Source organism: Afifella sp. YEN Y35 (assembly GCF_047553465.1).
Lineage (GTDB): Bacteria > Pseudomonadota > Alphaproteobacteria > Rhizobiales > Afifellaceae > Afifella > Afifella aestuarii.
Map to the genome: position 1 here is coordinate 640,433 of NZ_CP180203.1, position 25,477 is coordinate 665,909.

Genomic DNA, 25,477 nt, shown 5'->3' on the forward strand with positions numbered 1-25,477 from the left:
CCCTTTCACGCCGCCGCAAGGTTTCGATCCGGATGGTCTGTGTCGTTCGATGCCGAGGAGGCACGCCGCTTTTTTTTCGGGGCGCTTTGTTTTATCCGGGGAGGGGGCGGTCGTTGGGCCGTCGCCGGTTCAAGACTCCATCACCGGGCTCCGTCTTGCCTTTGCCCTTTCTGCCGATCCCCCGGATGTCTCTGCCTGCCCTGAGAGGGCAGTGGTGGTGACGACTTATCTCTTATCCTGCGTTCTCGTCTTTCTGGGGGGCGCTATCGGCGGCATCGGTCGTTTTTTCGTGTCGGGCCTCGTTGCCCGCCGTTTTGGCGAGACCTTTCCGTGGGGCACGCTCACCGTCAACGTGATCGGCTGCGGGGCGATCGGCATCCTCGCCGCGCTCATGTTGGATCCGGCGACGCAGGGCCCGTCGAACCTGCCGCTCTGGGCGCTCTTCGTCACCGGCGGACTCGGCAGCTTCACAACCGTTTCTTCCTTCGCGCTGCAGACGCTGGCGCTGGCGCGTGCCGGTGAGCCACTCGATGCCGTCCTCAACATCGCGGTATCTCTTGCCGCCTGTCTTCTCGCGGTCGCCTCCGGCTTCGGTGCAGCGCATGCGCTCCTGGGGGCTTGAGACCATGCCGCGGCAGGCGCGCCTCCTCATGGCCGTTGCACTCGGAGCCGCCAGCGGCTCGCTCCTGCGCTATCTCGCCTCGCTGGCTGCGCTCGCGCTTCTCGGCTCCGGCTTTGCCTGGGGCACGCTTTTCGTCAACGTCGTCGGCTCGTTTCTGATCGGGTTTTACTCGACGCTGACGGAGCCCGATGGGCGCATCATGGCGGGGCCGATCCTGCGCCAGGGCGTGCTCACCGGTTTTTGCGGTGGTTTTACGACGTTTTCCGTTTTCAGCCTGGAGACGTTCCTCCTGCTTCAGGCCCAGGCTTTCGGGGCTGCCGCACTCAATGTTGCCGCCTCTGTCCTTCTCTGGCTCGTGGCCGTTTGGGTCGGCTACCGCATCGGCACGCGCCTCAACCGTCTGAAAGGAAGCTGAGCCATGCCTGACACGAAGGATGCGCGCCTCCTGCGCCTTTTCATCGGCGAAAGCGACGAGCATGAAGGCCGTCCGCTCTATGAGGCGATCGTTCTGAAGGCTCGCGAGATGGGGCTCGCTGGCGCGACGGTTCTGCGCGGCCCGATGGGGTTCGGCCGGTCGAGCCGTCTGCATACCTCGAAGATCCTGCGCCTTTCGGAAGATCTTCCGCTCATCATCGAAATCGTCGACACGGCTGAAAAGATCGAAAGCTTCGTTCGGGCTGCCGAGCCGATGCTGGGCAGCGGTCTCGTCACGCTGGAGAAGGTCGAGGTCGTGCGCTACGGCCACGATGCAGGGCTCGAATAAGCCTCTTCTTTCCGTCTTTTTCGGTTTGGCTCGAGCGGCCTTGCGACGTAAGGGAATGCTGGTTCTGCGGGGCTCTTCGCCGGTTTATTCGGTGCAGGCCCGGCATCGGGCGCGCGCGTGGTTGCCCGCCGCCCTTCTGCCCGCTAGAACGCCGCGATTATCTCTTTGAGGCTCGCCGCGACGCGAGCCCCTCTCATCTTCAGGAAGGGTGCCGGAAATGCGCGTTTACTACGACCGCGATGCGGACGTGAATCTCATCAAAGACAAGAAGGTCGCCGTCGTCGGTTATGGCAGCCAGGGCCATGCCCATGCGCTCAATCTGCGCGATTCAGGCGTCAAGGACGTGGCCATCGCCCTGCGCGAAGGCTCCTCGTCGGCCAAGAAGGCGGAAGGCGCGGGCCTCAAGGTGATGTCGGTTGCCGATGCCGCTGCCTGGGCCGACCTCATCATGATGTGCACGCCCGATGAGCTGCAGGCCGACATCTACAACGAGCACATCGCCGCCAACATCAAGGACGGTGCTGCGATCGCCTTCGCCCACGGTCTCAACGTGCACTACAATCTGATCGAGCCGAAGGCGAGCCTCGACGTGATCATGATCGCGCCGAAGGGCCCGGGCCACACCGTGCGTTCGGAATATCAGCGCGGCGCTGGCGTTCCGTGCCTCGTCGCCGTTCAGCAAGACGCGACCGGCAATGCGCACGACGTTGCGGTCGCTTATGCGTCGGCCATCGGCGGCGGCCGTGCCGGCATCATCGAGACGACCTTCAAGGAAGAGTGCGAGACCGACCTCTTCGGCGAGCAGGCCGTTCTGTGCGGCGGCGTCGTGGAGCTGATGCGTGCCGGTTTCGAGACGCTGGTGGAAGCCGGCTACGCGCCGGAGATGGCGTATTTCGAATGCGTCCACGAGATGAAGCTCATCGTCGACCTCATTTATGAGGGCGGCATCGCCAACATGAACTACTCGATCTCCAACACCGCCGAATACGGCGAGTACATGTCCGGTCCTCGGGTGATCACGGACGAATCTCGTCAGGCGATGCGTGCGGTCCTGAAGGACATCCAGACCGGCAAGTTCACCTCCGATTGGATGACGGAGTGCCGCGCCGGACAGCCCCGCTTCAAGGGTACCCGTCGCATGAACGACGCGCATCAGCTCGAGGCGACCGGTGCCAAGCTGCGTGAGATGATGCCCTGGATCAAAGAGAACCAGCTCGTCGACAAGGCGAAGAACTGAGGCTGCGGCGAGGGGGATACTCCTCGCCTTGCGTCACGGTTTCGAGGGGGTCGGCATGCCGGCCCCCTTTTGCTTTGGTCTCTCGTGCCTCAGTCGGCCTGTTCGCGGATGAACTGCACGCCGACCTGGTCGCCCTTGCGCCAGATCACTTCGGCCTTCAGCATCACATTGTCCGATTCCAGGAGAAGCTCGAAGCTCTCCGGGACGGCGACCGGGTTGGTCACTTTGAGTTTTGCCCCGCCTTTCGACAGGTCCCGCACCACACAATCGATCGTGGAGTGGCGGTCGTTCAGTACGATTTTCGCGGATTTGAGGGCCCGTGCGCGGTGCTCGGACCGCTTTTCCTGATCTTCCATCCTTGTCAACCCAGGGTTTCTCCGGCCAAAAATACCTTTCACCCGTTCATCAGGCGTAACGCAAGCCCTCTCGCGCGACGGTCGGATAGGGATCTGGCTGACCGGATCGGGTGTGCGATTGCCAGGAAAGCCGATGCTCAGCCTCTTTGATATTTCTGCCCTTCTGCTCGTTCTGTCGGCCCTCTTCGGGTGGGTCAATGTGCGCTTCATTCGCTTGCCGCATACGATCGGAATGCTGCTGATGGCGTTGTTCGCCTCGCTCGCCATCGTCGCCTTCGACATCGTGATGCCCGGCTCGCATGTGCGCGAAGCCTTTACGCAGACGATCCGGCAGATCGATTTCTTCGATACGCTGATGCACGGCATGCTGGCCTTCCTGCTTTTCGCCGGTGCCCTGCATGTCGATTTCGGGCTTTTGAAGTCGGAACGCTGGGCCGTCGGCCTGATGGCGAGCCTCGGCGTCCTCATCTCCACCGTCCTCATCGGCTTCGGCTTCTATTTCGGGGCGAATTTCTTTGGCGTCGACCTTTCGCTTCCCTGGGCATTGGTCTTTGGCGCTTTGATCAGCCCGACCGATCCGGTCGCAGTTCTGTCGTTGTTGAAGTCCGTGCGGGTGCCCGAGACTCTCGAAGTCAAGATCGCCGGCGAGAGCCTCTTCAACGACGGCGTCGGCATCGTCGTCTTTACCGTGCTTCTCGCGATCGCGGCGGGGGGAGGCGAGATCGAGCCGCTCCATATCGGCGAGATCTTCCTTTTGGAGGCGGGCGGGGGCGCGCTTCTCGGCTTCGTCGGCGGATGGATCGCCGTCCGGCTGATGCAGTCGATCGACCATTATCCGGTCGAGATCCTTTTAAGCCTCGCGCTCGTGACCGGGCTTTATGCCGTCGCGCTCGCGCTGCACATGTCGGGGCCGATCGCCGTCGTCGTGGCCGGTCTTCTCGTCGGCAATCGCGGCCAGCGCACGGCGATGAGCGAGGAGACCAAGACCTATCTGTTTCATTTCTGGGAGGTGATCGACGAGCTTTTGAACTCGGTCCTGTTCCTCCTCATCGGGCTCGAGGTTCTGATCGTCGCGATCGATCCGGAGCTGGCACTTTTTGCCGTGGCCACGATCCCTCTCGTCCTTCTGGCGCGTCTCGTGTCTGTCTTTTTGCCGATCACGCTCCTTGCCTTGAAACGCACCTTCACGGCCGGGTCGATCGCCGTGCTCACCTGGGGCGGGGTGCGCGGGGGCATTTCCGTCGCGCTTGCGCTGTCATTGCCGGACGTGCCCGCCAAACAGCCGATTCTCCTGACCACTTATGCGGTGGTGATTTTCTCCATCGTGGTGCAGGGTCTGACGATCAGAAGCCTCATACGTCGTGTCGTGTTCACTTAGGAGGGGATGTGGAACGCCGTTATCAGATCTACGACGTCTTTACCGACAAGGCCTTGGCCGGAAATCCTCTGGCGATCGTTATCGATGCAGACGGGCTGGAGACCAGCCAGATGCAGGCGATCGCACGTGAATTCAATTTGTCGGAGACGGTCTTCATTCTCTCCGCGGACAATCCTGCGCATTCGGCGCGGGCCCGCATTTTTACGCCTTTCAGCGAACTGCCCTTCGCAGGCCATCCGACCGTCGGCGCGGCCGTGTGCCTCGCCTCGGCGCGTTTCGGCGGACAGCCGAGTGGACAGGACGCCGTCGTGGTTCTGGAAGAGGGGATCGGGCCGGTGCGGTGCGGCGTCAAGCTTTCCGAGCAGGCAGGCTTCGCCGAGTTCGACTGCCCAAAACTTCCCGTGGAAATGGGGCCTGCCCGTGAGATCGACGAAATCGCCGCGGCCTGCGGGCTGACGACCGGCGAACTGCTGTTCGAAAACCACAAGCCGATGGTGTGGTCGGCGGGACTGCCGTTTCATTTCGTTCCGGTGCAGGACCGTGCCGCACTCGCTGCCGTGGATCCGGCGCATCCAGCCTGGGCCGAAACGTTCAGCCAGGACGGCGTCTATCTCTACTGTCGCGATCCGGAGGGGCGGGACAACCAATTTCGGGCCCGCATGCTCGCGCCCTCGCTCGGGATTGCGGAAGATCCGGCGACCGGTTCGGCCGCGGCGGCCTTTGCCGGCCAGCTTCTGAAGTTCGATCAATTGCCGGATGGCGATCATGCCGTGCGCATCGAGCAGGGTTTCGAGATGAGCCGGCCTTCGATCATTCGCCTCGAAGTCAGCATCACGCGTTCCGCCATCACGGCGGTGCGAATCGGCGGTGCGGCCGTGCAGGTGATGGAAGGTGTGCTCCAGGTTTGACGAGGCCTCGCTTGTTGTACCGAGTGCGCGGCGCCAGGCGCAGCTTTGATGTGGGTGGTGCCGGCGGCGTCACCGGCATTTGCTTTTGCGGCGCGCTGAGGTTAAAAGGCCTGACGTGTTGACGTTGTGGAACGCCGCTCGAATGCGCTCGCCGACGAAGCATTGCGACATTTCCTTCTCCCGTGCCCCTTCGGGCGCGGCGCTGTCGCTTACCCTTCTTCCCCTCGACCTTCTTCTCCTTAGGCGCCCCTGAGCGTCGACAGCCCGGGCCGGTTTCGACCGAGCCGCACAGGGCGGGCACTCAGGGGAGACGCGAACAAGCCGAAACGTTCAGCGCCTCGATGAGGCCAGCCGGGAGACCGGCAAGGAGAATTCAGATGACCATTACCGACGAAGTCCGATCCGAAGGCGACCGCGTCGTCATTTTCGACACCACTTTGCGCGACGGCGAGCAATGTCCCGGCGCGACCATGACGTTTGAGGAAAAGCTCGAAGTCGCTGCCTTCCTCGACCAGATGGGCGTCGACATCATCGAAGCGGGCTTTCCGATCGCCTCGCCGGGTGATTTCGAGGCGGTCTCGGAAATTGCCCGCCGCTCGAAGAATTCCGTCATCGCCGGTCTCGCCAGAGCCAATCCGGGCGACATCGACCGGGCGGGCGAGGCTGTGCGGCACGCGAAGCGCGGGCGGATCCACACCTTCATCTCCACCTCACCGGTGCATATGAAATTCAAGCTGCAGAAGGAGCCGGAGCAGGTTCTGCAGCTCGTCACCGATTCCGTCGCCCGGGCACGCAATCTGGTCGACGATGTGGAATGGTCGGCCGAGGACGGGACGCGCACGGAATTCGACTTCCTGTGCCGCTGCGTCGAAGCGGCGATCCGATCCGGCGCCGGGACGATCAACATCCCCGATACCGTCGGCTACACCACGCCCGACGAATACCGCGATCTCTTCATTCGCCTGCGCGAGGCGGTGCCCAATTCCGATCAGGCGGTCTTTTCCGTCCATTGCCACAACGATCTCGGCATGGCGGTGGCGAATTCACTCGCCGGCGTCGCCGGCGGCTGCCGCCAGATCGAGTGCACCGTCAACGGCATCGGCGAACGGGCCGGCAATGCGGCGCTGGAAGAAATCGTCATGGCGATCGAAACGCGCCGGGACGTTCTGCCCTATCACACCGGTATCGATACGAAGATGCTGACGCGCGCCTCGAAGATGGTGTCGTCGGCGACCTCCTTCCCGGTGCAGTTCAACAAGGCGATCGTCGGTCGCAATGCCTTCGCGCATGAAAGCGGCATCCACCAGGACGGCATGCTGAAGCATACCCAGACCTACGAGATCATGACGCCGGAATCGGTCGGCGTTCAGAAGACCTCGCTCGTCATGGGCAAGCACTCCGGCCGCAATGCCTTCCGCTCCAAGCTGAAGGAGCTCGGCTACGACCTGGGGGACAATGCGTTCGAGGATGCCTTCAACCGCTTCAAGGCGCTGGCTGATCGCAAGAAGCATGTCTTTGACGAGGACATCGAGGCGCTGGTCGACGAGAAGCTGGCGAATGCGGCCGATCGTATCCGGCTGGAAGCGCTGACGATCATTGCCGGCACGATGGGCCCGCAGGCCGCGACCCTGACGGTCAGTCAGGATGGCCAGCACCGCACCTTCCAGGCGACGGGCAACGGCCCGGTCGATGCCACCTTCAATGCGATCAAATCGCTCGTCCCGCATGAGGCGAGCCTGGCGCTCTATCAGGTGCATGCGGTGACCGGCGGCACGGACGCGCAGGCGGAGGTTTCTGTGCGCGTCGAAGATCGCGAGGGCCGGGCGGTGACCGGGCGTGCCTCCGATCCCGACACGCTGGTTGCCTCCGCAAAAGCCTATCTCGCCGCGGTCAACAAGCTGATCGCGCGCGGCGAACGGCTGCACGCGCAGGCCGGCTGACGCGGCTGCCCTTGGCACACGAACACACGCACGACAGCATCACCGGTCCGGCGGAAACGCCGGGCCGGAATGTTTTGGACGGGACGGGCGCCTCGCTCGGCGAAAAGGCCGGGCGTCTCGATCCTCCGGCCGCCGGGGCGCGGCTGCCGCGGCTCATCTGGATTGACGTCTTTCGCGGCATCGCGCTCGTGGCGATGGCGGTCTACCACTGCTCTTGGGATCTCGCCTTCTTCGGGTTTTCCAATGCCGGCGTGGCGAGCGCGCCGGGCTGGATCCTGTTCGCACGCATGATCGCCGGATCGTTTCTGTTCCTCGTCGGCGTGAGCCTCGCGCTTGCGCATCATTCCGGGCTTCGCTTTCAGCCTTTCCTCAAGCGTCTTGCGATGGTCGCGGGCGGTGCGGCGGCGATTACCGTCGTCACCTATCTGGTCTTCCCGGAGGCCTATATCTTCTTCGGCGTTCTGCACGAGATCGCACTGGCGAGCGTGCTCGGCCTCCTCTTCCTGCAGGCGCCTTTATGGCTCGTCGCAGCTGCGGCAGCGTTCTTCCTGTTCGGGGCGGATTTCCTCGCAGGCCCCGCTTTCAACGGCCGCTATCTGCAGTTTCTCGGGCTGATGACCTACCGCCCGTTCACCAACGATTACGTGCCGCTTTTTCCGTGGTTCGGCGTCGTCCTGTCGGGCCTCGTCGGTGGGCGTTTGCTTCTGAAAAATCAGCAGGTTCTGAGACTCCTGGCAAAACCCGCGCGCGATCCGATCTCGCAGGCGCTCGCCTTCGGCGGACGCCATTCGCTGGCCTTCTACCTCATCCATCAGCCGGTGCTGTTCGGTCTCGTCTATGCGGCGGCGTGGGTGACGATGCGCTGAGCTCTTAGCTCTGCGCCTTGGGCCCTGCGCCCTGAGACCTGCGCGCGAAGCGGAGCCGAGGCTCGTTTCGGTTGCGCCATCGGGAGCAGCATCACGGGCATCGGCCGAAGGGGATTTATCTGCGCTTCGGCCCCGAGGCTTAAGAAGAACGCTCTGAAAAATCGGCGATCACCGCGACGAAGGCGCTGCCGTAGCGATCGAGCTTGGCCTCGCCGACACCGGGAACATGGGCCATCTCGGCGCGCGAGCGGGGACGCGCCGCCGCGAGCTCGATCAGGGTCTTGTCGTGAAAGATCACATAGGGCGGCACGTTCTGCTGCCGTGCGATCTTGAGACGTTTTTCTCTGAGTGCCTGAAAGAGATCCCGATCGGCTTCCGGCACGACGGACTGAGCCGTGCTTTGTCCGCCCTTGCCGCGCCGGCTTCGGCGAGGGGCTGGCACGCGCAGCATGAGCGTCGGCTTGTCGCGCAGGAAGTCGCGACCGGCGGTCGAGATCGACAGGCCTCCGTGACCCGCAAGGTCGACGTCGACGAGGCGCAGGGCGATCAGCTGGCGCAGGATGGCCCGCCACAGGCGGCTGTCGTGCTCCTTGCCGATGCCGAAGGTGGAGATGCGGTCGTGCCCGAACTGGGCGATGCGCTCGCTCTCCACGCCGAGAAGGACATCGACGATATAGGCCTGCCCGAAGCGCTCGCCGGTGCGGTAGATGCAGGAGAGCGCCTTCTGCGCCGCGATCGTCCCGTCGAAGAGATGTGGTGGCGCGGCGCAGGTGTCGCAATTGCCGCAAGGCTCGCAATGGTCGCCGAAATAGGCGAGCAGCACCTGGCGGCGGCAACCCGCCGTCTCGGCCAGCCCCAGAAGCGCATCGAGCTTCTGCCGCTCCGTCCGCTTGCGTTCGTCCGGGGCATCCGATTCCTCGATGAAGCGGTTGCGCAGCGCGACGTCTTCGGGACCGTAGAGCATCAGCGTCTCGGCGGGCAGACCGTCCCGCCCGGCGCGGCCGGTCTCTTGGTAATAGGCCTCCAGACTGCCCGGCAGATCGATATGGGCGACGAAGCGCACGTCCGGTTTGTCGATGCCCATGCCGAAAGCGATGGTGGCGACCATGACGACCGCGTCGCCATGCTGGAAGCGCTGCTGGTTCGCCTCGCGATCGGGCTTGTCCATGCCCGCGTGATAGGCGAGGGCGTCGTAACCCTCGCCCCGCAGCCAGGCGGCCGTCTCCTCGCATTTGCGTTTGGAGAGGCAGTAGACGATGCCGCTCTCGCCTTGATGGCGCTTCAAAAAATCCTTCAGCTGGGCGCGGGGATTGTCCTTTTCGGCGATGGCATAGCGGATGTTGGGCCGGTCGAAACCGGCGATGAAGGCATCGGCTGCAGCGATATCAAGATGGGAGAGGATCTCGGCGCGCGTCGGCGCATCGGCCGTTGCCGTCAGGGCCATGCGCGGCGTCTTCGGGAACTGGCGCACGAGCCCGTCGAGCTGACGGTAGGAGGGGCGGAAATCGTGGCCCCATTGCGACAGGCAGTGGGCCTCGTCGATGGCGATCAGCGACAGCTTTGTCCGGCCGAGCCGCTGCAAGACCCCGCCGCGCAGGAGCGTTTCGGGCGCGACATAGAGGAGGTCGAGCGCGCCGGCCGCAATGTCGCTCCACAAGGCGCGGCGCTCTTCCGGAGGAAGATCGGAGTTGAGCGCGGCGGCTTTCACCCCCGCCTGGCGCAAGGCCGCGACCTGATCGGCCATCAGCGCCAGAAGCGGGGAGACGATCAGCGCCATGCCGGGTCGGGCGATCGCCGGGATCTGGTAGCAGAGCGATTTTCCGCCGCCGGTCGGCATCAGCACGAAGGCGTTATGGCCGCCAATCACATGCTCGATGATGCGCGCCTGCGGGCCCCGGAACGCATCATAGCCATAGACGGCCTTGAGGATTTCGACGGCTTTCGTGGGCATGTGAGGTCGCGTGGAGAATCGTGGGAGTGCTCTCCATAGCAGCTTCGCCCGGGTCACGATCAATGGGCGGTGTCGGCGGCTGCGGGGGTTTCCTCGAAGTGGGGCGCCGACCTTACCGAGATCCACCTAGACGCTTTCTCGCGCGGTGGAGAAATCGAGGCCCACGGCCGCCGACTTCGCTATTCGGACCCGCTCTCACTGGTGATCAGTGTCTCTCGACGGCGGCTGCGATCGCGTCCGACATGATCTCCACACCCTGATCGATCTCCGCCTCCGACACCGTCAACGGCGGGGCGATGCGGAAGACGCCGCCCATTCCCGGAAGTTTGACGATGTTCATGCTGAGGCCGCGCTGCATCGCCTCTTCCATGATTTTCGCTCCGAGCTCGAAGCCGGGCGCCTTGGTCTGCCGGTCGGTGACGATTTCGAGGCCGAGGAGGAGGCCGCGGCCGCGCACGTCGCCGACGCATTCGAATTTCTGCTTGAGCGAGAGAAGCCCGTCGGTGAGGCGCTTGCCGCGCACACTTGCCTGCTCGACGAGGTTGTCGCGGGCGACGACGTCGAGGACGGTGACGCCGACGGCGGCGGGCAGCGGGTCGGAGACATGCGTCGTGTAGAAGAGGAAGTCGCGCTCATGCGCCTTTTCCTCGATCGCCTCGGTGGTCATGACGGCGGCGAGCGGCAGGCCGGCACCGAGCGTTTTCGACAGCGTCATGATATCGGGCGTGACGCCGTCGCGCTGGAAGGCGAACATGTGGCCGGTGCGGCCGACGCCGGTCTGCGCCTCGTCGAGGATGAGGAGCATGCCGCGCTCCTCGCATTTCTTTTTGAGCGCCGCGAGATAGCCCGGGGGCAGGTCCAAGATGCCGCCGCTCGAGAGGATCGGCTCGGCGATGAAAGCAGCGAGATTGCCGGTCGACTGGCGGTCGATCAGCCAGAAAGCGTCGTCGAGCTCGGCCTGCCAGTCGTTCGTGCCGTCCGCTTTCACAAAGCGTGGGCGGTAGGCGTTGGGTGCGGGGATGGCAAAGGAGCCGATCGCGGCCGGACCGTAGCCGGCGCGCCCGGCGCTGTAGGTGGCGGATGCCGCGGCACCCGTCATGCCGTGCCAGCTCTGGGCGAAGGCGACGATCTCGTGGCCACCGGTGACGAGCTTCGCCATGCGAATTGCCGCTTCGTTCGATTCCGCTCCCGTGGTGAGGAGCTGCACGCGGTCGAGGCCTGGCGCAAGCGCGGCGAGACGCTCGGCGAGCGCGACCACCGGGCGCGACAGCGTGCCCGAGAAGAGATGCGCGACCGCGCCCATCTGACGGTTCACCGTCGCAACGATATCGGGATGGGTGTGGCCGAGGAGGGCGCTCATCTGGCCGGAGGTGAAGTCGAGGATGGCGCGGCCGTCGGCGTCATAGACAAAGCTTCCCTCGGCGCGCTCGGCGATGATCGTCTCGAAGTTCGGTCCGTAGCGCGTCAGATGCTTGCGGGCGGAGGCCCAGAAGGCGGGATTGTCATTGAGCGACATGCAGCTCTCCTTCGGCAGCGTTGCGGAGAAGGCTAGCAGAAGCTTGTGAGACTCAGCGAATTGATATTATTTTGTTCCGATATCAATCTGATTGATGCCCCCCCCTTGCTCGACCTCGCTCTCCTGAAGAATTTCGTCATCTGCGCCCGTGCGGGCTCGATCAGCCTCGCATCGCAGCAGGTCGGGCGCACACAGCCGGCGCTCAGCATGCAGATGCACCGGCTCGAGGAGTTTTTGGGGCAGAGGCTGATGCGCCGGACGGGAGCCGGGGTGCGGCTGACGGCGGCAGGCGAGAAGCTTCTCGCGCATGCGGAAGCCCTGCTGGCGCAGCACGACGAGATCCTCGCCGACATGAACGGAACGGCCTTGAAGGGCAGCTTGAGCCTCGGCTGCCCGGAGGATTATTCGATCGCCTTTCTGCCGGCCCTCCTCAACGGCTTTTGCGCGCTTCACCCTGAGGTCGAACTGCGCATGATCTGCGCGCCGACCTTCGAGCTGCGCCCGATGCTGCGTCGGCGCCAGATCGACATGGCGATGGTGTCTCTTGCGGATCCGGAGAATGGCGCGGTGATCCGCAAGGAGCGCTTCGTCTGGGTCGCGGATTCCGAAGCGCCGGCCATTCTTGAAAGCAGCACATTGCCTTTGGCGCTGTCTGCCCCGGTCACGCTCGACTACCGCGCAGCGTGCGATGCGATGGATGCCGTCGATCGCCGCTACCGGGTCGCCTATGCCAGCAACAGTCTCGCGGGCCTCATCGCCATCGCCCGGTCCGGCCATGCGATCAGCGTTCTGACCCGCACCGCCGTTCCGTCCGATCTCTTAATCGTCACGGAAGGCTTGCCGCCTCTGCCGGAGATCGGCATCGCCCTCGAATTCGCGGACGAACGGCCATCCTCGATCGTGAATGCCTTCGCCGATCATATTCGCGAAGTTCTGCCGATGCTGGGCGAGGCAGCGCTCCCCTTTGCCGGCGAAGGCGTGGAGGGCCTGCGCCATCCGCTCTGAAGGGCCGGCGGAAACCCGCAGGTGCAACTCGATTTCTCCGGTCGTCTGCGGTCCTCTCAGTAGGGCGCCTCGACCTTTCCGAGATTGATGTAGACGCTCTTCCGCTCGGTGTAGAAATCGAGCGCGGCGAGGCCGTTCTCGCGGCCAATGCCGGATTGCTTGGTGCCGCCGAAGGGCATGGCGATCGGCGTCAGATTGTAAGAATTGACCCAGATCGTGCCCGCCTGCAGCGCCGCCGCGACGCGGTGGGCGCGGGCGAGGTTCTGCGTCATCAGCCCGGCCGCGAGACCGAAGGGCGTCGCATTGGCGCGGGCGACGACCTCTGCCTCCTCGGAGAACGAGAGGACGCTCATCACGGGGCCAAAAATCTCCTCGCAGACGATTGTCATGTCGTCGCGTGTCTCGGCGAAGATCGCCGGGCGCATGAAGAAGCCGTTCTCGAACTCGCCCGTCGTCAGCCGCTCGCCGCCGGTGACGAGCTTCGCGCCTTCGGCAACGCCTTTTTCGACATAGGCGAGGACCTTTTGCAGATGCGCTTCGGAGATGAGCGGGCCCATCTGTGTGTCCGGATCGAGCGGATCGCCGAGACGGATTTTTTCCGTGCGCTCCGTGAGCCTTGCGAGAAATTCCTCGCGAACTGATTCATGTACGAAGACGCGCGTGCCATTGGAGCAGATTTCGCCCTGCGTGTAGAAGTTTGCAAGGAGCGCCGCAGAAACCGAATCATCGATGTCGGCGTCCTCGAAGACGATGAGTGCCGACTTGCCGCCGAGCTCCATCGTGACGTGTTTGAGCGTCTCGGCCGCGGCCGCCATGATGCGCTTTCCCGTCGGTACGGAGCCGGTCAGCGACACTTTTGCGATGCCGGGATGGGCCGTCATGGCGGCGCCCGTTTCGCCGGCGCCGAGGACGACATTGAAGAGGCCTTTCGGGGCGCCGGCCTCTTCGACGATCTCGGCCAGTTTGAGCGCGGTGATCGGCGTCAATTCGCTCGGCTTGAAGATCATGGCATTGCCGGCGGCAAGCGCCGGCGCGGTCTTCCAGGAGGCGATCTGGATCGGATAATTCCAGGCTCCGATGCCGGCGCAGACGCCGAGCGGTTCGCGGCGCGTATAGGCGAAGGCATCCTCGCCAAGCGGCATATGCTCGCCATGGACGATCTGGGTGAGGCCTGCGAAGAACTCGAAACAATCGGCGGCCGAGCCGATATCGGCCTCCGGGGCTTCCTGGATGGGCTTGCCGGTGTCGAGGACTTCGAGACGCGCGAGTTCGTCCGTGCGGGCGCGCAGGAGATGGGCGACGCGGTTGAGGACGCGGCCGCGTTCGGCTGGCGCCATTGCCAGCCATTCGCGCTGTGCGGTCTGGGCTGCGGCGACGGCGTGGTCGATTGTCGCGCTGTCGGCGGCCGCGAAGCGGGCGAGGATCGTGCCGTTTGCGGGATTGATCGTGGCGATCTTCTCGCCACCGCCGGCCACCTTTTCTCCGGCGATATGGGAGGCGAGGTCGGGCATGAGCGTATCGGGCGCGGTCATCGGCATCACACGGTTTTTGGGGGTGGAAGGGGCGCGAGCCGGCGTCGCCGTCATTCAGGCGGGTGCCGGCAGGGGACAAATATCCTGACGAAAATCGATGCGTTGTGCAATTCTGCACCGATGCCGCGCCTGATGGCTTGCACAGCGCGGCTGGCGCCACTATACAGCGCCCACGCTTCGGGTGTGTAGCTCAGTTGGTAGAGCAGCTGACTCTTAATCAGCGGGTCCAGGGTTCGAGTCCCTGCTCACCCACCAATCTTTCAAAAACGACAGAGCGCGCTGTGGAGAGCCTTCTCCGGCTGGCGCGCCTCGGCACAAAAAACCCGGCCTCGCGGCCGGGTTTTCGCTTTTTGTGGCTTCTTCGACGTCGATCAGCTTGAGCGGGCAGGCGCCATCTCGCTGCGCAGCGCGCGTCCGTCGTCGAGCTTTGCATAGATATTTGCCACGATCGCGCCGGCGATGTTGTGCCAGACGCTGAAGATCGCGCTCGGCACGGCGGCGAGGGGCGAGAAATGGGCGCTGGCGAGCGCCGCCCCCAGGCCGGAATTCTGCATGCCGACCTCGATCGAGATCGCCTTGCGCTTGGCCACCGGCATGCCGCTCATGCGCGCGAGCCAGTAGCCGAGCGCCAGTCCGATGCCGTTGTGGAGGGCGACGACGGCGAAGATGAGAAGACCGGTCGTGGCGATTTTCTCCTGATTGACCGCAACCACGGCCGCGATGATGAGAACGATGCCGGTGACGCTGACGAGCGGCAGCGCGGGAATCGCGGCGCGCACCAGCGAGGGTGCCAGCTTCTGCATGACGAAGCCGAGGCCGAGCGGCAGAAGAATCATCTTCACGATCGAGATGAACATGCTCACGGCATCGACCGGCAGATACTGGCTGGCGAAAAGCCAGACGAGGAAGGGCGTGACGATCGGTGCTGCCAAGGTCGTGACGCTGGTGCAGGCGACGCTCAGCGCCACGTCGCCGCGGCACAGATACGTCATCACGTTGCTGGCCGTGCCGCCCGGGCAGCAGCCGACCAGGATGACGCCGGCCGCCACTTCCGGCGACATCGGAATGATCGATGTGAGGGCGACCGCAACGAGCGGCATGATGAGGAATTGCGCGCCGACCCCGATCGCCACGTCCTTCGGCCGACGGACGACCTCGCGGAAATCCTTCAGCGAGATCGTCAGCCCCATGCCGAACATGATCATGCCGAGGAGCGGGACGATATAAGGGACAAGGGTTCGGAAGACGTCGGGAAGGACGAATCCGAGGACCGCGAAGGCAATGACCCACAAGGCAAAGGTGCGCCCAAAGAACGCGGACACAAGCGCAATAGCTCTCACTGTTTCCTCCTGATAGCAGCGAATGCTGCGGGAGCTGCCAATGGCTTGCTTCTAAAAGCAAAATCCGATGAGGAGCGGTCATGCACCCGCGCATGTGGTGCTGTCTACCGACGGAGCGGATTAGACCGGATTCTGCCGGCATTCCGAAAAATCTGTTTTCCTGTTGCCCAGAATTCTGCTCACGGCGGTGAAAATTTTTACGAAGTGACGTCCTTCAGAAAAGGAATCGTTTTCGCCTTCGTCCCGGTGCGAGCATTTCGGCCTATGTGCAGAAAAACGCCTCTCTACAGGGGCTTCCGAAGTCTTTCTGCGTCTGGCACGGAATATGCAAAGAAGATCCGTAGAATGGCTCTATGGAAGACGCATGGCTCTTATGCAAAGCCTGTTTTCGCGGTTTTCTTTAGGGTCCGACAAAAGTCGAACCTGTGCGAGCCTTCGCATTGGTCTAACTATTTAGCAGATGCAACATAGGTAGGCGGATTCTTGGAAGGTTTGGGGGCCTTTCAGCCTGCGTATTCGATGCATGCGCATCGAGATCGTCATGGAGGGCGGAGACCGTGACAGTGCACAGCCCCGGCAACGGTACACATGGGCGGACAAGCCGCGCCGATATCGAGCTTATTGGGATTTATGAGATCTCAAAGCTCCTCAGCGCGCCCAACCGGCTGGAGACGACGCTCGCTGGCGTGCTCACGCTGCTCTCCAGCTTTCTCGATATGCGCCATGGTTTGATTGCTCTTCTGGACGGCGATGGGGAACCGGAGATCGTCGTCGGTTCGGGATGGAGCGAGGAGAACGCCAAGCGCTATTTCAAGCGCCTGCCCGAGCAGGCGATCGGTCAGATCGTGGCCACCTGCATGCCCCTCGTGGTGCCGGATGTGCGCAGCGACCAGCTGTTCGCCGGGACGGATCTCGACGGCTGGGGACCGGAGGACGGAAAGCCGTTTTCCCTGATCGGTGTGCCGATCAAAAACGGCGAGGCGGTCGTCGGCACGCTGACCATCGACCGCAGCTACGAATTCGCCGATCAGACACCGTTCGATCAGGATGTCCGTTTCCTGACACTTGTCGCCAATCTCCTCGGCCAGACGTTGCGGCTGCACAAGGCGGTGGCGCGCGACCGCGAGCGGCTGATGGCCGAACAGCGGCGGCTCGAAAAGCAATTGTCGGCGGGGCGAGACGACGGCGTGGCCTCCGGCAAGATCGAAGGCATCGTCGGCGAGAGCCCGGCCTTGCGTGCGGCCCTCGACAAGGTGCGGATCGTCGCCCGCAGTCGTTCGACCGTGCTTCTGCGTGGGGAATCGGGCACCGGCAAAGAGCTCTTCGCCTCGGCGATCCACGATCTGTCGCCGCGCAGTTCCGGCCCCTTCGTCAAACTCAATTGTGCGGCGCTGCCGGAAAGCGTGCTGGAATCGGAGCTCTTCGGCCACGAGAAGGGGGCCTTCACCGGGGCCATCCAGCAGCGCAAGGGCCGCTTCGAACTCGCCCATGGCGGCACGCTCTTTCTCGACGAAATCGGCGAGATTTCCGCCGCCTTTCAGGCGAAGCTCTTGCGGGTGCTGCAGGAGGGCGAGTTTGAACGTGTCGGTGGCACGCGCTCGCTCAAGGTCGATGTGCGGCTCGTATGCGCCACCAACCGGGATCTGGAGGCCGCCGTCAGCAAGGGCGAATTCCGCGCGGATCTCTATTATCGCATCAGCGTCGTGCCGATTTTCCTGCCGCCCTTACGCGAGCGGACCGGCGATATCCCGCTTCTCGCGCAGGAGATCCTGCAACGCTTCAACAAGGAGCATGGCACCGATCTCACCTTGACGGGCGAGGCCCTTCGGGCGCTTTCCGGCTGCTACTTCCCTGGGAATGTGCGGGAACTGGAAAACTGCATCCGGCGCACGGCGACACTGGCGCGCGACCGGACCATCGTGGCGCACGATCTCGCCTGCCAGAATGATGGATGCCTCTCCTCCGTTCTCTGGCAGGGAAGCCAGAGGGCGACCCATTCGCCCGGCTTCCAGCCGCTGCCAGTCATCCAACCGCAGCCGCAGATGGGCGGGACGGTTTTTGCCGAGGCGGAAAGCTCTGTTTCGACGCCGCAAGCCTGCCCGTCGCCCGGCGCCTGCCCGGTGCCTGGAGGGGAAACGCGCTCGGAGCGTGACCGGCTGATCGAGGCGATGGAGACGGCCGGCTGGGTGCAGGCGAAGGCGGCGCGCATTCTCGGTATGACGCCGCGCCAGATCGGCTATGCGCTTCGCAAGCATTCGATTCCGATCAAGCGCTTCTGAGCGGGACGGCAGGGCCGGCCAATGTCGGAGACCCGACACGATGTCGGAGCCGCGACAGGGTTTTGTCTCTGGCTGGATGAATTCAACCCACTGTAATTGAAGGATTTTCGTTCTGGCATGGGGCTTGCTCAACGGTTCCTGAAAGACGCTTTGGACGTGTGTCGCGGAGGGATCGATTGGCTCAGCTCATCTCGCTTGGCAGCCTGAAGGCGCCGACATCTGCCGCTCAAATGCGGGCTTCGCTCGCCAAGTCCGGCTGCGCCTCCTCAAGCTGCGGCTCTTCTGACGGACCCGCAGATATGTCTGCGGAATTGTGGGAGCGGGTGAAGGATCACCCCTGCTATTCGGAAGAGGCGCATCATTATTTCGCGCGCATGCATGTGGCCGTCGCGCCCGCCTGCAACATCCAGTGCAATTACTGCAATCGAAAGTACGATTGCGCCAACGAAAGCCGGCCGGGCGTCGTCTCCGAGCGGCTCGACCCTGATCAGGCGGTCAAGAAAGTCATCGCGGTCGCCAACGAGGTGCCGCAGCTTTCCGTCCTCGGCATCGCCGGTCCCGGCGACGCCTGCTACGACTGGCGCAAGACGAAAGAGACGTTTGAGAGCGTTTCCAAGGAAATCCCGGACCTCAAGCTCTGCCTGTCGACCAACGGTCTGGCGCTTCCGGATTACGTCGACGAGATCGCCGAGATGGCGATCGATCATGTGACGATCACCATCAATGCGATCGATCCGGAGATCGGTGCGAAGATCTATCCCTGGGTCTTCTACGATCACAGGCGCTGGACGGGCGTGGAGGCCTCCCGGATCCTGCTGGAGCGGCAGATGCTCGGCCTGGAGTTGCTCGTGGCCCGCGACATCCTGGTGAAGGTCAATTCCGTCATGATCCCCGGGATCAACGACGAACATCTCATCGAGGTGAACAAGGCGGTGAAGGCGAAGGGCGCCTTCCTCCACAACATCATGCCGCTCATTTCCGACCCCGCCCACGGCACGCATTTCGGGCTGACGGGTCAGCGCGGGCCGACGCCGATGGAGGTGAAGGCGCTGCAGGACAAGGTGGAGGGCGGCACCAAGCTGATGCGCCATTGCCGCCAGTGCCGCGCCGATGCCGTCGGTATCCTTGGTGAGGATCGCGGCCAGGAATTCACCATGGATCAGCTGCCCGAGACGGTGTCCTACGATCCGGCGCGACGCGAGGAGTATCGCTCCGTGGTCGCGACGGTGCGTGGCGAGCATGCCGCGACCAAAGAGGCGGCCAAAGCAGATCTTGCCGAAGTGCAGGGTGCGCCGGTGCTTCTTGTCGCGGTGGCAACAAGAGGTGGCGGGCGTATCAATCTACACTTCGGTCATGCACAGGAATTCCAGGTCTTCGAAGTGTCACCTGGTGGCGTGACCTTCGTGGGGCATCGCAAAGTCGAGCAATATTGCCATGGTGGACACGGCGAGGAGAGGGCCTTCGACGGCATTGTCGAAACGCTGCAAGGCGTCTCCACGGTTTTGTGCGCGAAGATTGGCGAGGCCCCAAAAGATCGACTGGAGAAGGTCGGCATCAAGGCGAGCGACGCCCATGCTTTTGACTGGATCGAGGCAGGGATTGCTGCCTGGTACGCCGCCGAATACGGCACCCAGCCTGCAATGCTGACAGCCTAACCGAGAGGAGAAATCAAATGGCCTACAAGATCATCAAGTCTCAGTGCACCGTTTGCGGCGCCTGTGAATTCGAATGCCCGAACGCAGCGATCAAGTTCAAGGGCGACACCTACATCATCGATCAGGACAAGTGCACGGAATGCGAGGGGCATTTCGATGCCCCGCAATGCGTCGCCGTCTGCCCGGTTCCGGACACCTGCGTCCCGGCCTGACCTGAATTGGCCGCCGGCGGGTCGGGTTCGGCCTGCCGGCGCTGTCTTTTGCGCCCCGGACGGACACCCCCGACCTGACATTCGCCATGTCGTGAAGGAGACTGCGATGGGACTTGCCCGCGAAGAAGAGGTGGAGATCTACGATCAGCCTCTCTTCATGCCCGGCGCCAAGGTGCGTGCCCGCAAGGCCGTCAAGAACGACGGGACGATGCCTGGCTGCGAAATCGGCGAGATCGTCGTGCGCAAAGGTGACGAAGGATATGTGCGCGACGTCGGCACCTATCTGCAGCGGTTTTACATCTACGCGGTCGAGTTTCTCGATTGCGGCAGGATCGTCGGCATGCGTGGGCGCGAGCTGACTGCCGCCGATGCGGTCGACGGAGCAGTCGGCGACATTTCGGACGAGCAGGAGACAGCAGCATGAAAGTGATGATCCGCAGCACGCCCAAGGGGCTTTCTGCCTATGTCGCCAAGAAGGATCTCGAAGAGCCGATCGTCGAATGCGAGCACGAGGCGCTGTGGGGCGGCTGGGTGAAGCTGAAGAACGGCTGGATCCTCGAGCTGCCGGAGATGGAGGCCGACACCAAGCTCCCGATCACGGTCGAAGCGCGGCGCCGTCCGGAAAGCGTTTCATGAGTGCTGCTGCGGCTTTGGACGAGGTGGTTGTCCGCAACGCCGAGCCGATTCTTGACGATATCGTCCGTCGCCTGAAGGGCGGCGGCCTCATTCCTTATCTCGGTCCCGGTGTGTTGCCTGCCGATGCGGGCGTCCCGACAAGCTATGCGGCATTGGCCGAGTTCTTCTCCGCAAAAGTCGCCCTGCCGAGACGCGCCCGGGGCAATCCCTGGGCCTCCGCGCAGTTCATCGAGGGGCGCAAGCATCGCAAGACACTCGACGCCCTGATGGCAGCGGCGTTCGCCGAACCGGTGGCACCGACGCCGCTTCACGAGGCGCTCGCCTCATGTTCGCAAATCCCGATGATCGTCGACAGCTGGTACGATGGGGCGATGCGGTCCGCGCTCGCCCAACGCCGCAATCGGAGTGCTGGTCAGGGCCCTGAGCGGGCTGCTGATTGGGGCGAGGTGCAGGGGATCACCCGCGCCGGCATCGGTGAGTTTTTGTGGTTCCGCTTTTACGATGCCGAAGGCGGGGAGGTGAGCGCGCCGCAAGATGAATGGCGGACGCTCCTCTACAAACCGCATGGCGGCGTGGCGCCGGCGCACAATTATCTCATCGCCGATTCCGACTATGTCGAAGTGCTGACGGAAATCGATATCCAGACGCCGATCCCTGAGATCGTGCGCGCGCGACGGACGAATTGCGGGTTTCTCTTCGTGGGGTGTCGCTTCGACGACCAGATGCTCCGGCTCTATGCCCGGCAGATCATGAAGCGTTCCAAGGGGCCTTGTTTCGCCCTGGTGGAGCCCGATGGGCTCACGCGCAACGAGCTGCGCTTCTTCGAGACGGAAGCGATCACGCCACTTGCCGCTTCTCCGGCAAGACTGGCCGCGCGCCTCGCAGAGCTCGCCTGACCTTCTTCCTCTCCTGACACGATTTTCATGCGGCCGATCGCTCGCGGCACCTTTGGGCTGTCGCTGCGCCAGGTCACGGCGAAACGCGACATGCGCGATGTCGTGTCGGTTTTGTCGGGTGTTCTCACCGTGTCCCACTGTCGTCTTTTGTCGGAGATCGGACAGCGACTGTCGGACGTTCGGCTTGCTCGAAAATCACGTAAGTTACTTATAAATAAGGAAAATTCTGCTTTCCCTAAGTTGGCACGCCCTTTGCGTAACTGAGGGTACGCGGCCGAGAGCGCCCGCTGGAACAGTTTTGAACCGGACAACCTGGAGAGACACTATGAGTTCACTTCGCCAGATTGCGTTCTACGGGAAGGGCGGCATCGGCAAGTCGACCACTTCTCAGAACACCCTCGCGGCACTTGTCGAAATGGGGCAGAAGATTCTGATTGTGGGTTGCGATCCGAAAGCGGATTCCACCCGCCTCATCCTCAACACCAAGATGCAGGATACCGTTTTGAGCCTCGCGGCCGAGGCGGGCTCGGTGGAGGATCTCGAGCTCGAGGACGTGCTCAAGATCGGCTACAAGGGCATCAAGTGCACGGAATCCGGTGGTCCTGAGCCCGGCGTCGGCTGTGCCGGCCGCGGCGTCATCACCGCCATCAACTTCCTGGAAGAAAACGGTGCCTACGACGATGTCGACTACGTCTCTTACGACGTGCTCGGCGACGTCGTCTGCGGCGGCTTCGCGATGCCGATCCGCGAAAATAAGGCGCAGGAAATCTACATCGTCATGTCCGGCGAGATGATGGCGCTTTACGCCGCCAACAACATCGCCAAGGGCATCCTCAAGTACGCCCATTCGGGCGGCGTGCGGCTCGGCGGCCTCATCTGCAACGAGCGTCAGACCGATCGCGAAGTCGAGCTGTCGGAAGCGCTGGCGGAGAAGCTGAACACCAAGCTCATCCACTTCGTCCCGCGCAACAACATCGTCCAGCACGCCGAACTGCGGCGCCAGACGGTCATCCAGTACGCCCCGGATTCGCAGCAGGCGAAGGAGTACCGGACGCTCGCTCAAAAGATCCACGCGAATTCCGGGCAGGGCACGATCCCGACGCCGGTCTCCATGGACGAGCTCGAGCAGATGCTGCTCGATTTCGGCATCATGAAGACCGAGGAGCAGGCGCTCGCCGAACTCCAGGCCAAGGAAGCCGCAAAGGCCGCCGAAGCCGCGGCCTAATTGTCCCGCCCGGCCGCCGCGAGGCGGTGGCCGGGCTCATCTTCAACATTGTTCGATGAGGAGAGCGCTATGAGCCTCGACCACAAGAACGACGCCGAGTTCCACGCCAGCCTCATTGAGGAGGTGTTGAAGGCCTATCCGGACAAGGCCCAGAAGAAGCGGAGCCGGCATCTGAGTGTCGCCAAGCCCGCGGAGGCCCCTGAAGAGGGTGGCGAACAGAATCTGTCGGAATGCGCCGTCAAATCCAACATCAAGTCGATCCCGGGCGTCATGACGATCCGCGGCTGCTCCTACGCTGGATCCAAGGGCGTGGTGTGGGGCCCGGTGAAGGACATGGTCCATATCAGCCATGGTCCGGTCGGCTGCGGCCAGTATTCCTGGGCCCAGCGCCGCAACTATTACACCGGCACCACGGGCGTCGACACCTTCGTGACGATGCAGTTCACCACCGACTTCCAAGAGCGCGACATCGTCTTCGGCGGTGACAAGAAGCTCGAAAAGGTGATCGACGAGATCAACGAGCTGTTCCCGCTCGCCAATGGCATCTCCGTGCAGTCGGAATGCCCGATCGGCCTGATCGGTGACGATATCGAGGCCGTGGCGCGCAAGAAGAAGAGCGAAACCGGCAAGACTGTCGTGCCGGTGCGCTGCGAGGGTTTCCGTGGCGTGTCGCAGTCGCTCGGCCACCACATCGCCAACGACACGATCCGCGACTGGGTGCTCGACAAGAGCGAACGCGAGTTCGAGGCGACGGATTACGACGTCACCATCATCGGCGACTACAATATCGGCGGCGACGCCTGGGCCTCGCGCCGGCTCCTGGAAGAGATGGGCCTCAGGGTCATCGGCAGCTGGTCGGGCGACGGCACGCTTGCCGAGCTCGAGCAGGCGCCGAAGGCGAAGCTCAACCTCATCCATTGCTACCGGTCGATGAACTACATCTGCCGGCACATGGAAGAGAAGCACGGCGTGCCGTGGACGGAGTACAATCTCTTCGGCCCGACGCAGATCGCCCAATCGCTGCGCCATATCGCCAGCTACTTCGATGACACCATCAAGGAAGGTGCCGAGCGCGTCATCGCCAAGTACCAGCCACTCGTCGATGCCGTCATCGCCAAGTACAAGCCGCGCCTCGAAGGCAAGACGGTGATGCTCTATGTCGGTGGCCTGCGTCCGCGCCACATCGTCAATGCTTACGACGACCTCGGCATGGAAATCGTCGGCACGGGTTATGAATTCGCGCATAACGACGATTATCAGCGCACCGGCCATTACGTGAAAGAAGGCACGCTCATCTACGATGACGTGACCGGCTACGAGCTGGAGAAGTTCATCGAGCAGATCCGGCCCAATCTCGTCGGCTCCGGCATCAAGGAAAAGTACCCGGTGCAGAAGATGGGCATCCCGTTCCGTCAGATGCATTCCTGGGACTATTCCGGCCCCTATCACGGCTACGACGGTTTCGCGGTCTTCGCCCGCGACATGGACCTCGCAATCAACAACCCCGTCTGGGATCTGTTCGACGCTCCCTGGACCAAGACCGAGCCGCTGGCGGTCGCCGCCGAATAGCGCGCGCGCCGAGCCTCAAGAAGGAATGGACCCATGCCACAATCTGCAGAGAAAGTCCTCGACCACAGCCTTCTGTTCCGGGAGCCGGAATACAAGGAGATGTTCGCCAAGAAGCGTGCGGACATGGAAAACATGCCTGCCGCCGAGAAGGTGCAGGAAACTGCCGACTGGACGAAGAGCTGGGAGTATCGCGAGAAGAATTTTGCCCGCGAATCCCTCTCCATCAACCCGGCAAAGGCCTGCCAGCCGCTCGGCGCCGTCTTTGCGGCGGCGGGCTTTGAGAAGACGCTGAGCTTCGTGCACGGCAGCCAGGGCTGCGTTGCGTATTACCGCTCGCATCTCTCCCGCCACTTCAAGGAGCCGTGCTCGGCGGTCTCCTCGTCGATGACGGAAGATGCGGCCGTGTTCGGTGGCCTCAACAACATGGTCGAAGGCCTGAAGAACGCCTATGCGCTCTACTCGCCGAAGATGATCGCGGTGTCGACGACCTGCATGGCCGAGGTGATCGGCGACGATCTGCAGTCGTTCATCATCGGCGCCAAAGAAAAGGACTCGGTGCCGCAGGATTTTCCGGTGCCCTTTGCCCACACTCCGGCGTTTGTCGGCAGCCACACGACCGGCTACGACAACATGCTGCGCGGCATTCTCGAGGGCTTCTGGGCGGATGCCGAGGTCACGAAGAACGAGACGATCAACATCGTGCCGGGCTTCGACGGGTTCGCGGTCGGCAACAACCGCGAGCTGAAGCGCATCCTCGACCTGATGGGCGTGGAGTATACGATCCTCTCCGACGTCTCCGATCAGTTCGACACGCCTTCAGACGGCGAGTTCCGCATGTATGACGGCGGCACGACGCTGGAAGCGGCGAAGAACGCGGTCAATGCCAAGGCGACGATCAGCCTGCAGCACTACTGCTCGACGAAGACGCTGCAATACGCGAAGTCCTTCGATCAGGAGACAGCGAGCTTCCACTACCCGATGGGCGTGGCGGCGACCGACGAGTTCCTGATGAAGGTGTCCGAGATCACCGGCAAGGAGATCCCGGAAGCGCTCAGGATGGAGCGGGGCCGTCTCGTCGATGCGATGGCCGACAGCCAGGCCACCCTGCACGGCAAGACCTACGCCATCTACGGCGATCCGGACTTCGTCTATGCGATGGCCCGCTTCGTGCTGGAGTTCGGCGGCGAGCCGCGCCACTGCCTGGCGACCAACGGCACCAAGCCGTGGGCGAAGAAGATGCAGGCGCTTTTCGATTCCTCGCCCTTCGGTGCGGAATGCAAGGCCTATCCGGGCAACGATCTGTGGCATATGCGGTCGCTTCTCGCCACCGAGCCGACGGATTTCCTGATCGGCAATTCGCACGGCAAGTTCCTGGAGCGCGACACGGGCGTGCCGCTCATCCGGCTGACCTTCCCGATCTTCGACAGGCACCACCACCACCGCTTCCCCGTCTGGGGCTACCAGGGCGGATTGCGGGTTCTGGTGACGCTGCTCGACAAGGCGTTCGACACGCTCGACGCGGCCGGGCTGGAGCCGGGCGGTGACATTTCCTTCGATTTGACCCGCTAAAAGGCGGGCGGCGCCGGGAGGC

Annotated in this window: 23 protein-coding genes and 1 tRNA gene; 19 read left to right on the forward strand and 5 right to left on the reverse strand. The window is 63.2% G+C overall.

Annotated features, from left to right (window positions below; translation table 11 throughout):
• The first annotated feature begins 217 nt into the window (after positions 1 to 217).
• The 4 genes from crcB to ilvC all read left to right on the forward strand — a co-directional run bounded on the left by crcB (position 218) and on the right by ilvC (position 2,622).
• The gene (gene crcB, locus ACK8CP_RS03050; RefSeq protein WP_414833318.1) at positions 218 to 622 is read left to right on the forward strand and encodes a fluoride efflux transporter CrcB; all 405 of its coding nucleotides are present in this window, start codon (positions 218 to 220) and stop codon (positions 620 to 622) included.
• On the forward strand, positions 603 to 1,037 hold the full coding sequence (locus ACK8CP_RS03055; RefSeq protein ID WP_414833319.1) for a fluoride efflux transporter FluC: 435 nt from the start codon (positions 603 to 605) through the stop codon (positions 1,035 to 1,037). Before crcB ends, ACK8CP_RS03055 begins: the two co-directional genes overlap by 20 nt.
• A gap of 3 nt (positions 1,038 to 1,040) precedes the next feature.
• Positions 1,041 to 1,385: a DUF190 domain-containing protein gene (locus tag ACK8CP_RS03060; protein WP_128291581.1), complete on the forward strand. Its 345-nt coding sequence runs from the start codon at positions 1,041 to 1,043 to the stop codon at positions 1,383 to 1,385.
• A 217-nt stretch (positions 1,386 to 1,602) separates the two neighbouring features.
• Entirely contained in the window at positions 1,603 to 2,622 is a 1,020-nt protein-coding gene (gene ilvC, locus ACK8CP_RS03065) for a ketol-acid reductoisomerase (RefSeq protein ID WP_414833320.1), read from the forward strand.
• An 89-nt stretch (positions 2,623 to 2,711) separates the two neighbouring features.
• Here the strand turns inward: ilvC and ACK8CP_RS03070 are convergent, their stop codons facing one another.
• Positions 2,712 to 2,978, reverse strand: a complete 267-nt coding sequence (locus ACK8CP_RS03070) for a PilZ domain-containing protein (protein ID WP_128291865.1) — start codon at positions 2,976 to 2,978, stop codon at positions 2,712 to 2,714.
• Positions 2,979 to 3,111: 133 nt separating this feature from the next.
• On the opposite strand from ACK8CP_RS03070, the gene ACK8CP_RS03075 reads away from it, so the two are divergent.
• The 4 genes from ACK8CP_RS03075 to ACK8CP_RS03090 all read left to right on the forward strand — a co-directional run bounded on the left by ACK8CP_RS03075 (position 3,112) and on the right by ACK8CP_RS03090 (position 8,070).
• On the forward strand, positions 3,112 to 4,356 hold the full coding sequence (locus ACK8CP_RS03075) for a cation:proton antiporter (RefSeq protein ID WP_234628407.1): 1,245 nt from the start codon (positions 3,112 to 3,114) through the stop codon (positions 4,354 to 4,356).
• A gap of 8 nt (positions 4,357 to 4,364) precedes the next feature.
• Positions 4,365 to 5,264 (forward strand): PhzF family phenazine biosynthesis protein, encoded by a 900-nt coding sequence (locus ACK8CP_RS03080; RefSeq protein ID WP_234628406.1) that lies wholly within the window; start codon positions 4,365 to 4,367, stop codon positions 5,262 to 5,264.
• A 377-nt stretch (positions 5,265 to 5,641) separates the two neighbouring features.
• The gene (locus tag ACK8CP_RS03085; RefSeq protein ID WP_414833321.1) at positions 5,642 to 7,204 is read left to right on the forward strand and encodes a 2-isopropylmalate synthase; all 1,563 of its coding nucleotides are present in this window, start codon (positions 5,642 to 5,644) and stop codon (positions 7,202 to 7,204) included.
• Positions 7,205 to 7,215: 11 nt separating this feature from the next.
• Positions 7,216 to 8,070 (forward strand): DUF1624 domain-containing protein, encoded by an 855-nt coding sequence (locus ACK8CP_RS03090; protein WP_414833322.1) that lies wholly within the window; start codon positions 7,216 to 7,218, stop codon positions 8,068 to 8,070.
• 139 nt (positions 8,071 to 8,209) lie between these two features.
• Here ACK8CP_RS03090 and recQ read toward each other — a convergent pair whose 3' ends face one another.
• Both recQ and ACK8CP_RS03100 read right to left on the reverse strand, forming a co-directional pair.
• Positions 8,210 to 10,021 (reverse strand): DNA helicase RecQ, encoded by a 1,812-nt coding sequence (recQ, locus tag ACK8CP_RS03095; RefSeq protein ID WP_414833323.1) that lies wholly within the window; start codon positions 10,019 to 10,021, stop codon positions 8,210 to 8,212.
• 205 nt (positions 10,022 to 10,226) lie between these two features.
• On the reverse strand, positions 10,227 to 11,537 hold the full coding sequence (locus ACK8CP_RS03100) for an aspartate aminotransferase family protein (protein ID WP_414833324.1): 1,311 nt from the start codon (positions 11,535 to 11,537) through the stop codon (positions 10,227 to 10,229).
• A 60-nt stretch (positions 11,538 to 11,597) separates the two neighbouring features.
• Between ACK8CP_RS03100 and ACK8CP_RS03105 the strand changes: the two genes are divergently transcribed.
• The gene (locus ACK8CP_RS03105) at positions 11,598 to 12,542 is read left to right on the forward strand and encodes a LysR family transcriptional regulator (protein WP_414834178.1); all 945 of its coding nucleotides are present in this window, start codon (positions 11,598 to 11,600) and stop codon (positions 12,540 to 12,542) included.
• Positions 12,543 to 12,598: 56 nt separating this feature from the next.
• Here ACK8CP_RS03105 and betB read toward each other — a convergent pair whose 3' ends face one another.
• Positions 12,599 to 14,053 carry a betaine-aldehyde dehydrogenase gene (betB, locus tag ACK8CP_RS03110; RefSeq protein WP_414834179.1) on the reverse strand — a complete coding sequence of 485 codons (1,455 nt, stop codon included), beginning with the start codon at positions 14,051 to 14,053 and terminating at the stop codon, positions 12,599 to 12,601.
• Positions 14,054 to 14,253: 200 nt separating this feature from the next.
• On the opposite strand from betB, the gene ACK8CP_RS03115 reads away from it, so the two are divergent.
• Positions 14,254 to 14,329: transfer RNA gene (locus ACK8CP_RS03115), tRNA-Lys, on the forward strand.
• 116 nt (positions 14,330 to 14,445) lie between these two features.
• On the opposite strand, the gene ACK8CP_RS03120 is transcribed toward ACK8CP_RS03115, so the two are convergent.
• The gene (locus ACK8CP_RS03120; RefSeq protein ID WP_414833325.1) at positions 14,446 to 15,414 is read right to left on the reverse strand and encodes a bile acid:sodium symporter family protein; all 969 of its coding nucleotides are present in this window, start codon (positions 15,412 to 15,414) and stop codon (positions 14,446 to 14,448) included.
• Positions 15,415 to 15,971: 557 nt separating this feature from the next.
• On the opposite strand from ACK8CP_RS03120, the gene nifA reads away from it, so the two are divergent.
• The 9 genes from nifA (at position 15,972) to nifK (ending at position 25,455) form a co-directional block, all read left to right on the forward strand.
• The gene (gene nifA / locus ACK8CP_RS03125; protein ID WP_414833326.1) at positions 15,972 to 17,693 is read left to right on the forward strand and encodes a nif-specific transcriptional activator NifA; all 1,722 of its coding nucleotides are present in this window, start codon (positions 15,972 to 15,974) and stop codon (positions 17,691 to 17,693) included.
• Positions 17,694 to 17,923: 230 nt separating this feature from the next.
• Positions 17,924 to 19,348: a nitrogenase cofactor biosynthesis protein NifB gene (gene nifB / locus ACK8CP_RS03130; RefSeq protein WP_414834180.1), complete on the forward strand. Its 1,425-nt coding sequence runs from the start codon at positions 17,924 to 17,926 to the stop codon at positions 19,346 to 19,348.
• Between the two features lie 17 nt (positions 19,349 to 19,365).
• On the forward strand, positions 19,366 to 19,560 hold the full coding sequence (locus ACK8CP_RS03135) for a 4Fe-4S dicluster domain-containing protein (RefSeq protein WP_092811139.1): 195 nt from the start codon (positions 19,366 to 19,368) through the stop codon (positions 19,558 to 19,560).
• 106 nt (positions 19,561 to 19,666) lie between these two features.
• On the forward strand, positions 19,667 to 19,984 hold the full coding sequence (locus tag ACK8CP_RS03140; protein WP_414833327.1) for a nitrogen fixation protein NifZ: 318 nt from the start codon (positions 19,667 to 19,669) through the stop codon (positions 19,982 to 19,984).
• A complete protein-coding gene (gene nifT / locus ACK8CP_RS03145) occupies positions 19,981 to 20,196 on the forward strand; it encodes a putative nitrogen fixation protein NifT (protein WP_092811143.1) in 216 nt (71 codons plus the stop codon). Before ACK8CP_RS03140 ends, nifT begins: the two co-directional genes overlap by 4 nt.
• Positions 20,193 to 21,092 (forward strand): SIR2 family NAD-dependent protein deacylase, encoded by a 900-nt coding sequence (locus tag ACK8CP_RS03150; protein ID WP_414833328.1) that lies wholly within the window; start codon positions 20,193 to 20,195, stop codon positions 21,090 to 21,092. The genes nifT and ACK8CP_RS03150 overlap by 4 nt, the downstream gene beginning before the upstream one ends.
• 325 nt (positions 21,093 to 21,417) lie before the next feature.
• On the forward strand, positions 21,418 to 22,317 hold the full coding sequence (gene nifH, locus ACK8CP_RS03155) for a nitrogenase iron protein (RefSeq protein ID WP_234628396.1): 900 nt from the start codon (positions 21,418 to 21,420) through the stop codon (positions 22,315 to 22,317).
• Positions 22,318 to 22,386: 69 nt separating this feature from the next.
• A complete protein-coding gene (nifD, locus tag ACK8CP_RS03160) occupies positions 22,387 to 23,886 on the forward strand; it encodes a nitrogenase molybdenum-iron protein alpha chain (RefSeq protein ID WP_234628395.1) in 1,500 nt (499 codons plus the stop codon).
• A gap of 33 nt (positions 23,887 to 23,919) precedes the next feature.
• Positions 23,920 to 25,455: a nitrogenase molybdenum-iron protein subunit beta gene (nifK, locus tag ACK8CP_RS03165; protein ID WP_414833329.1), complete on the forward strand. Its 1,536-nt coding sequence runs from the start codon at positions 23,920 to 23,922 to the stop codon at positions 25,453 to 25,455.
• Positions 25,456 to 25,477 lie beyond the last annotated feature (22 nt).

Coding starts and splice junctions, on each gene's coding strand:
- nifK (WP_414833329.1), top strand. CDS start 23,920: ATGCCACAATCTGCAGAGAAAGTCCTCGACCACAGCCTTCTGTTCCGG.
- ACK8CP_RS03070 (WP_128291865.1), bottom strand. CDS start 2,978: ATGGAAGATCAGGAAAAGCGGTCCGAGCACCGCGCACGGGCCCTCAAA.
- recQ (WP_414833323.1), bottom strand. CDS start 10,021: ATGCCCACGAAAGCCGTCGAAATCCTCAAGGCCGTCTATGGCTATGAT.
- betB (WP_414834179.1), bottom strand. CDS start 14,053: ATGCCCGACCTCGCCTCCCATATCGCCGGAGAAAAGGTGGCCGGCGGT.
- ACK8CP_RS03055 (WP_414833319.1), top strand. CDS start 603: ATGCGCTCCTGGGGGCTTGAGACCATGCCGCGGCAGGCGCGCCTCCTC.
- ilvC (WP_414833320.1), top strand. CDS start 1,603: ATGCGCGTTTACTACGACCGCGATGCGGACGTGAATCTCATCAAAGAC.
- ACK8CP_RS03060 (WP_128291581.1), top strand. CDS start 1,041: ATGCCTGACACGAAGGATGCGCGCCTCCTGCGCCTTTTCATCGGCGAA.
- ACK8CP_RS03100 (WP_414833324.1), bottom strand. CDS start 11,537: ATGTCGCTCAATGACAATCCCGCCTTCTGGGCCTCCGCCCGCAAGCAT.
- ACK8CP_RS03135 (WP_092811139.1), top strand. CDS start 19,366: ATGGCCTACAAGATCATCAAGTCTCAGTGCACCGTTTGCGGCGCCTGT.
- nifT (WP_092811143.1), top strand. CDS start 19,981: ATGAAAGTGATGATCCGCAGCACGCCCAAGGGGCTTTCTGCCTATGTC.
- nifB (WP_414834180.1), top strand. CDS start 17,924: ATGCGGGCTTCGCTCGCCAAGTCCGGCTGCGCCTCCTCAAGCTGCGGC.
- ACK8CP_RS03150 (WP_414833328.1), top strand. CDS start 20,193: ATGAGTGCTGCTGCGGCTTTGGACGAGGTGGTTGTCCGCAACGCCGAG.
- ACK8CP_RS03075 (WP_234628407.1), top strand. CDS start 3,112: ATGCTCAGCCTCTTTGATATTTCTGCCCTTCTGCTCGTTCTGTCGGCC.
- nifD (WP_234628395.1), top strand. CDS start 22,387: ATGAGCCTCGACCACAAGAACGACGCCGAGTTCCACGCCAGCCTCATT.
- ACK8CP_RS03085 (WP_414833321.1), top strand. CDS start 5,642: ATGACCATTACCGACGAAGTCCGATCCGAAGGCGACCGCGTCGTCATT.
- nifH (WP_234628396.1), top strand. CDS start 21,418: ATGAGTTCACTTCGCCAGATTGCGTTCTACGGGAAGGGCGGCATCGGC.
- ACK8CP_RS03140 (WP_414833327.1), top strand. CDS start 19,667: ATGGGACTTGCCCGCGAAGAAGAGGTGGAGATCTACGATCAGCCTCTC.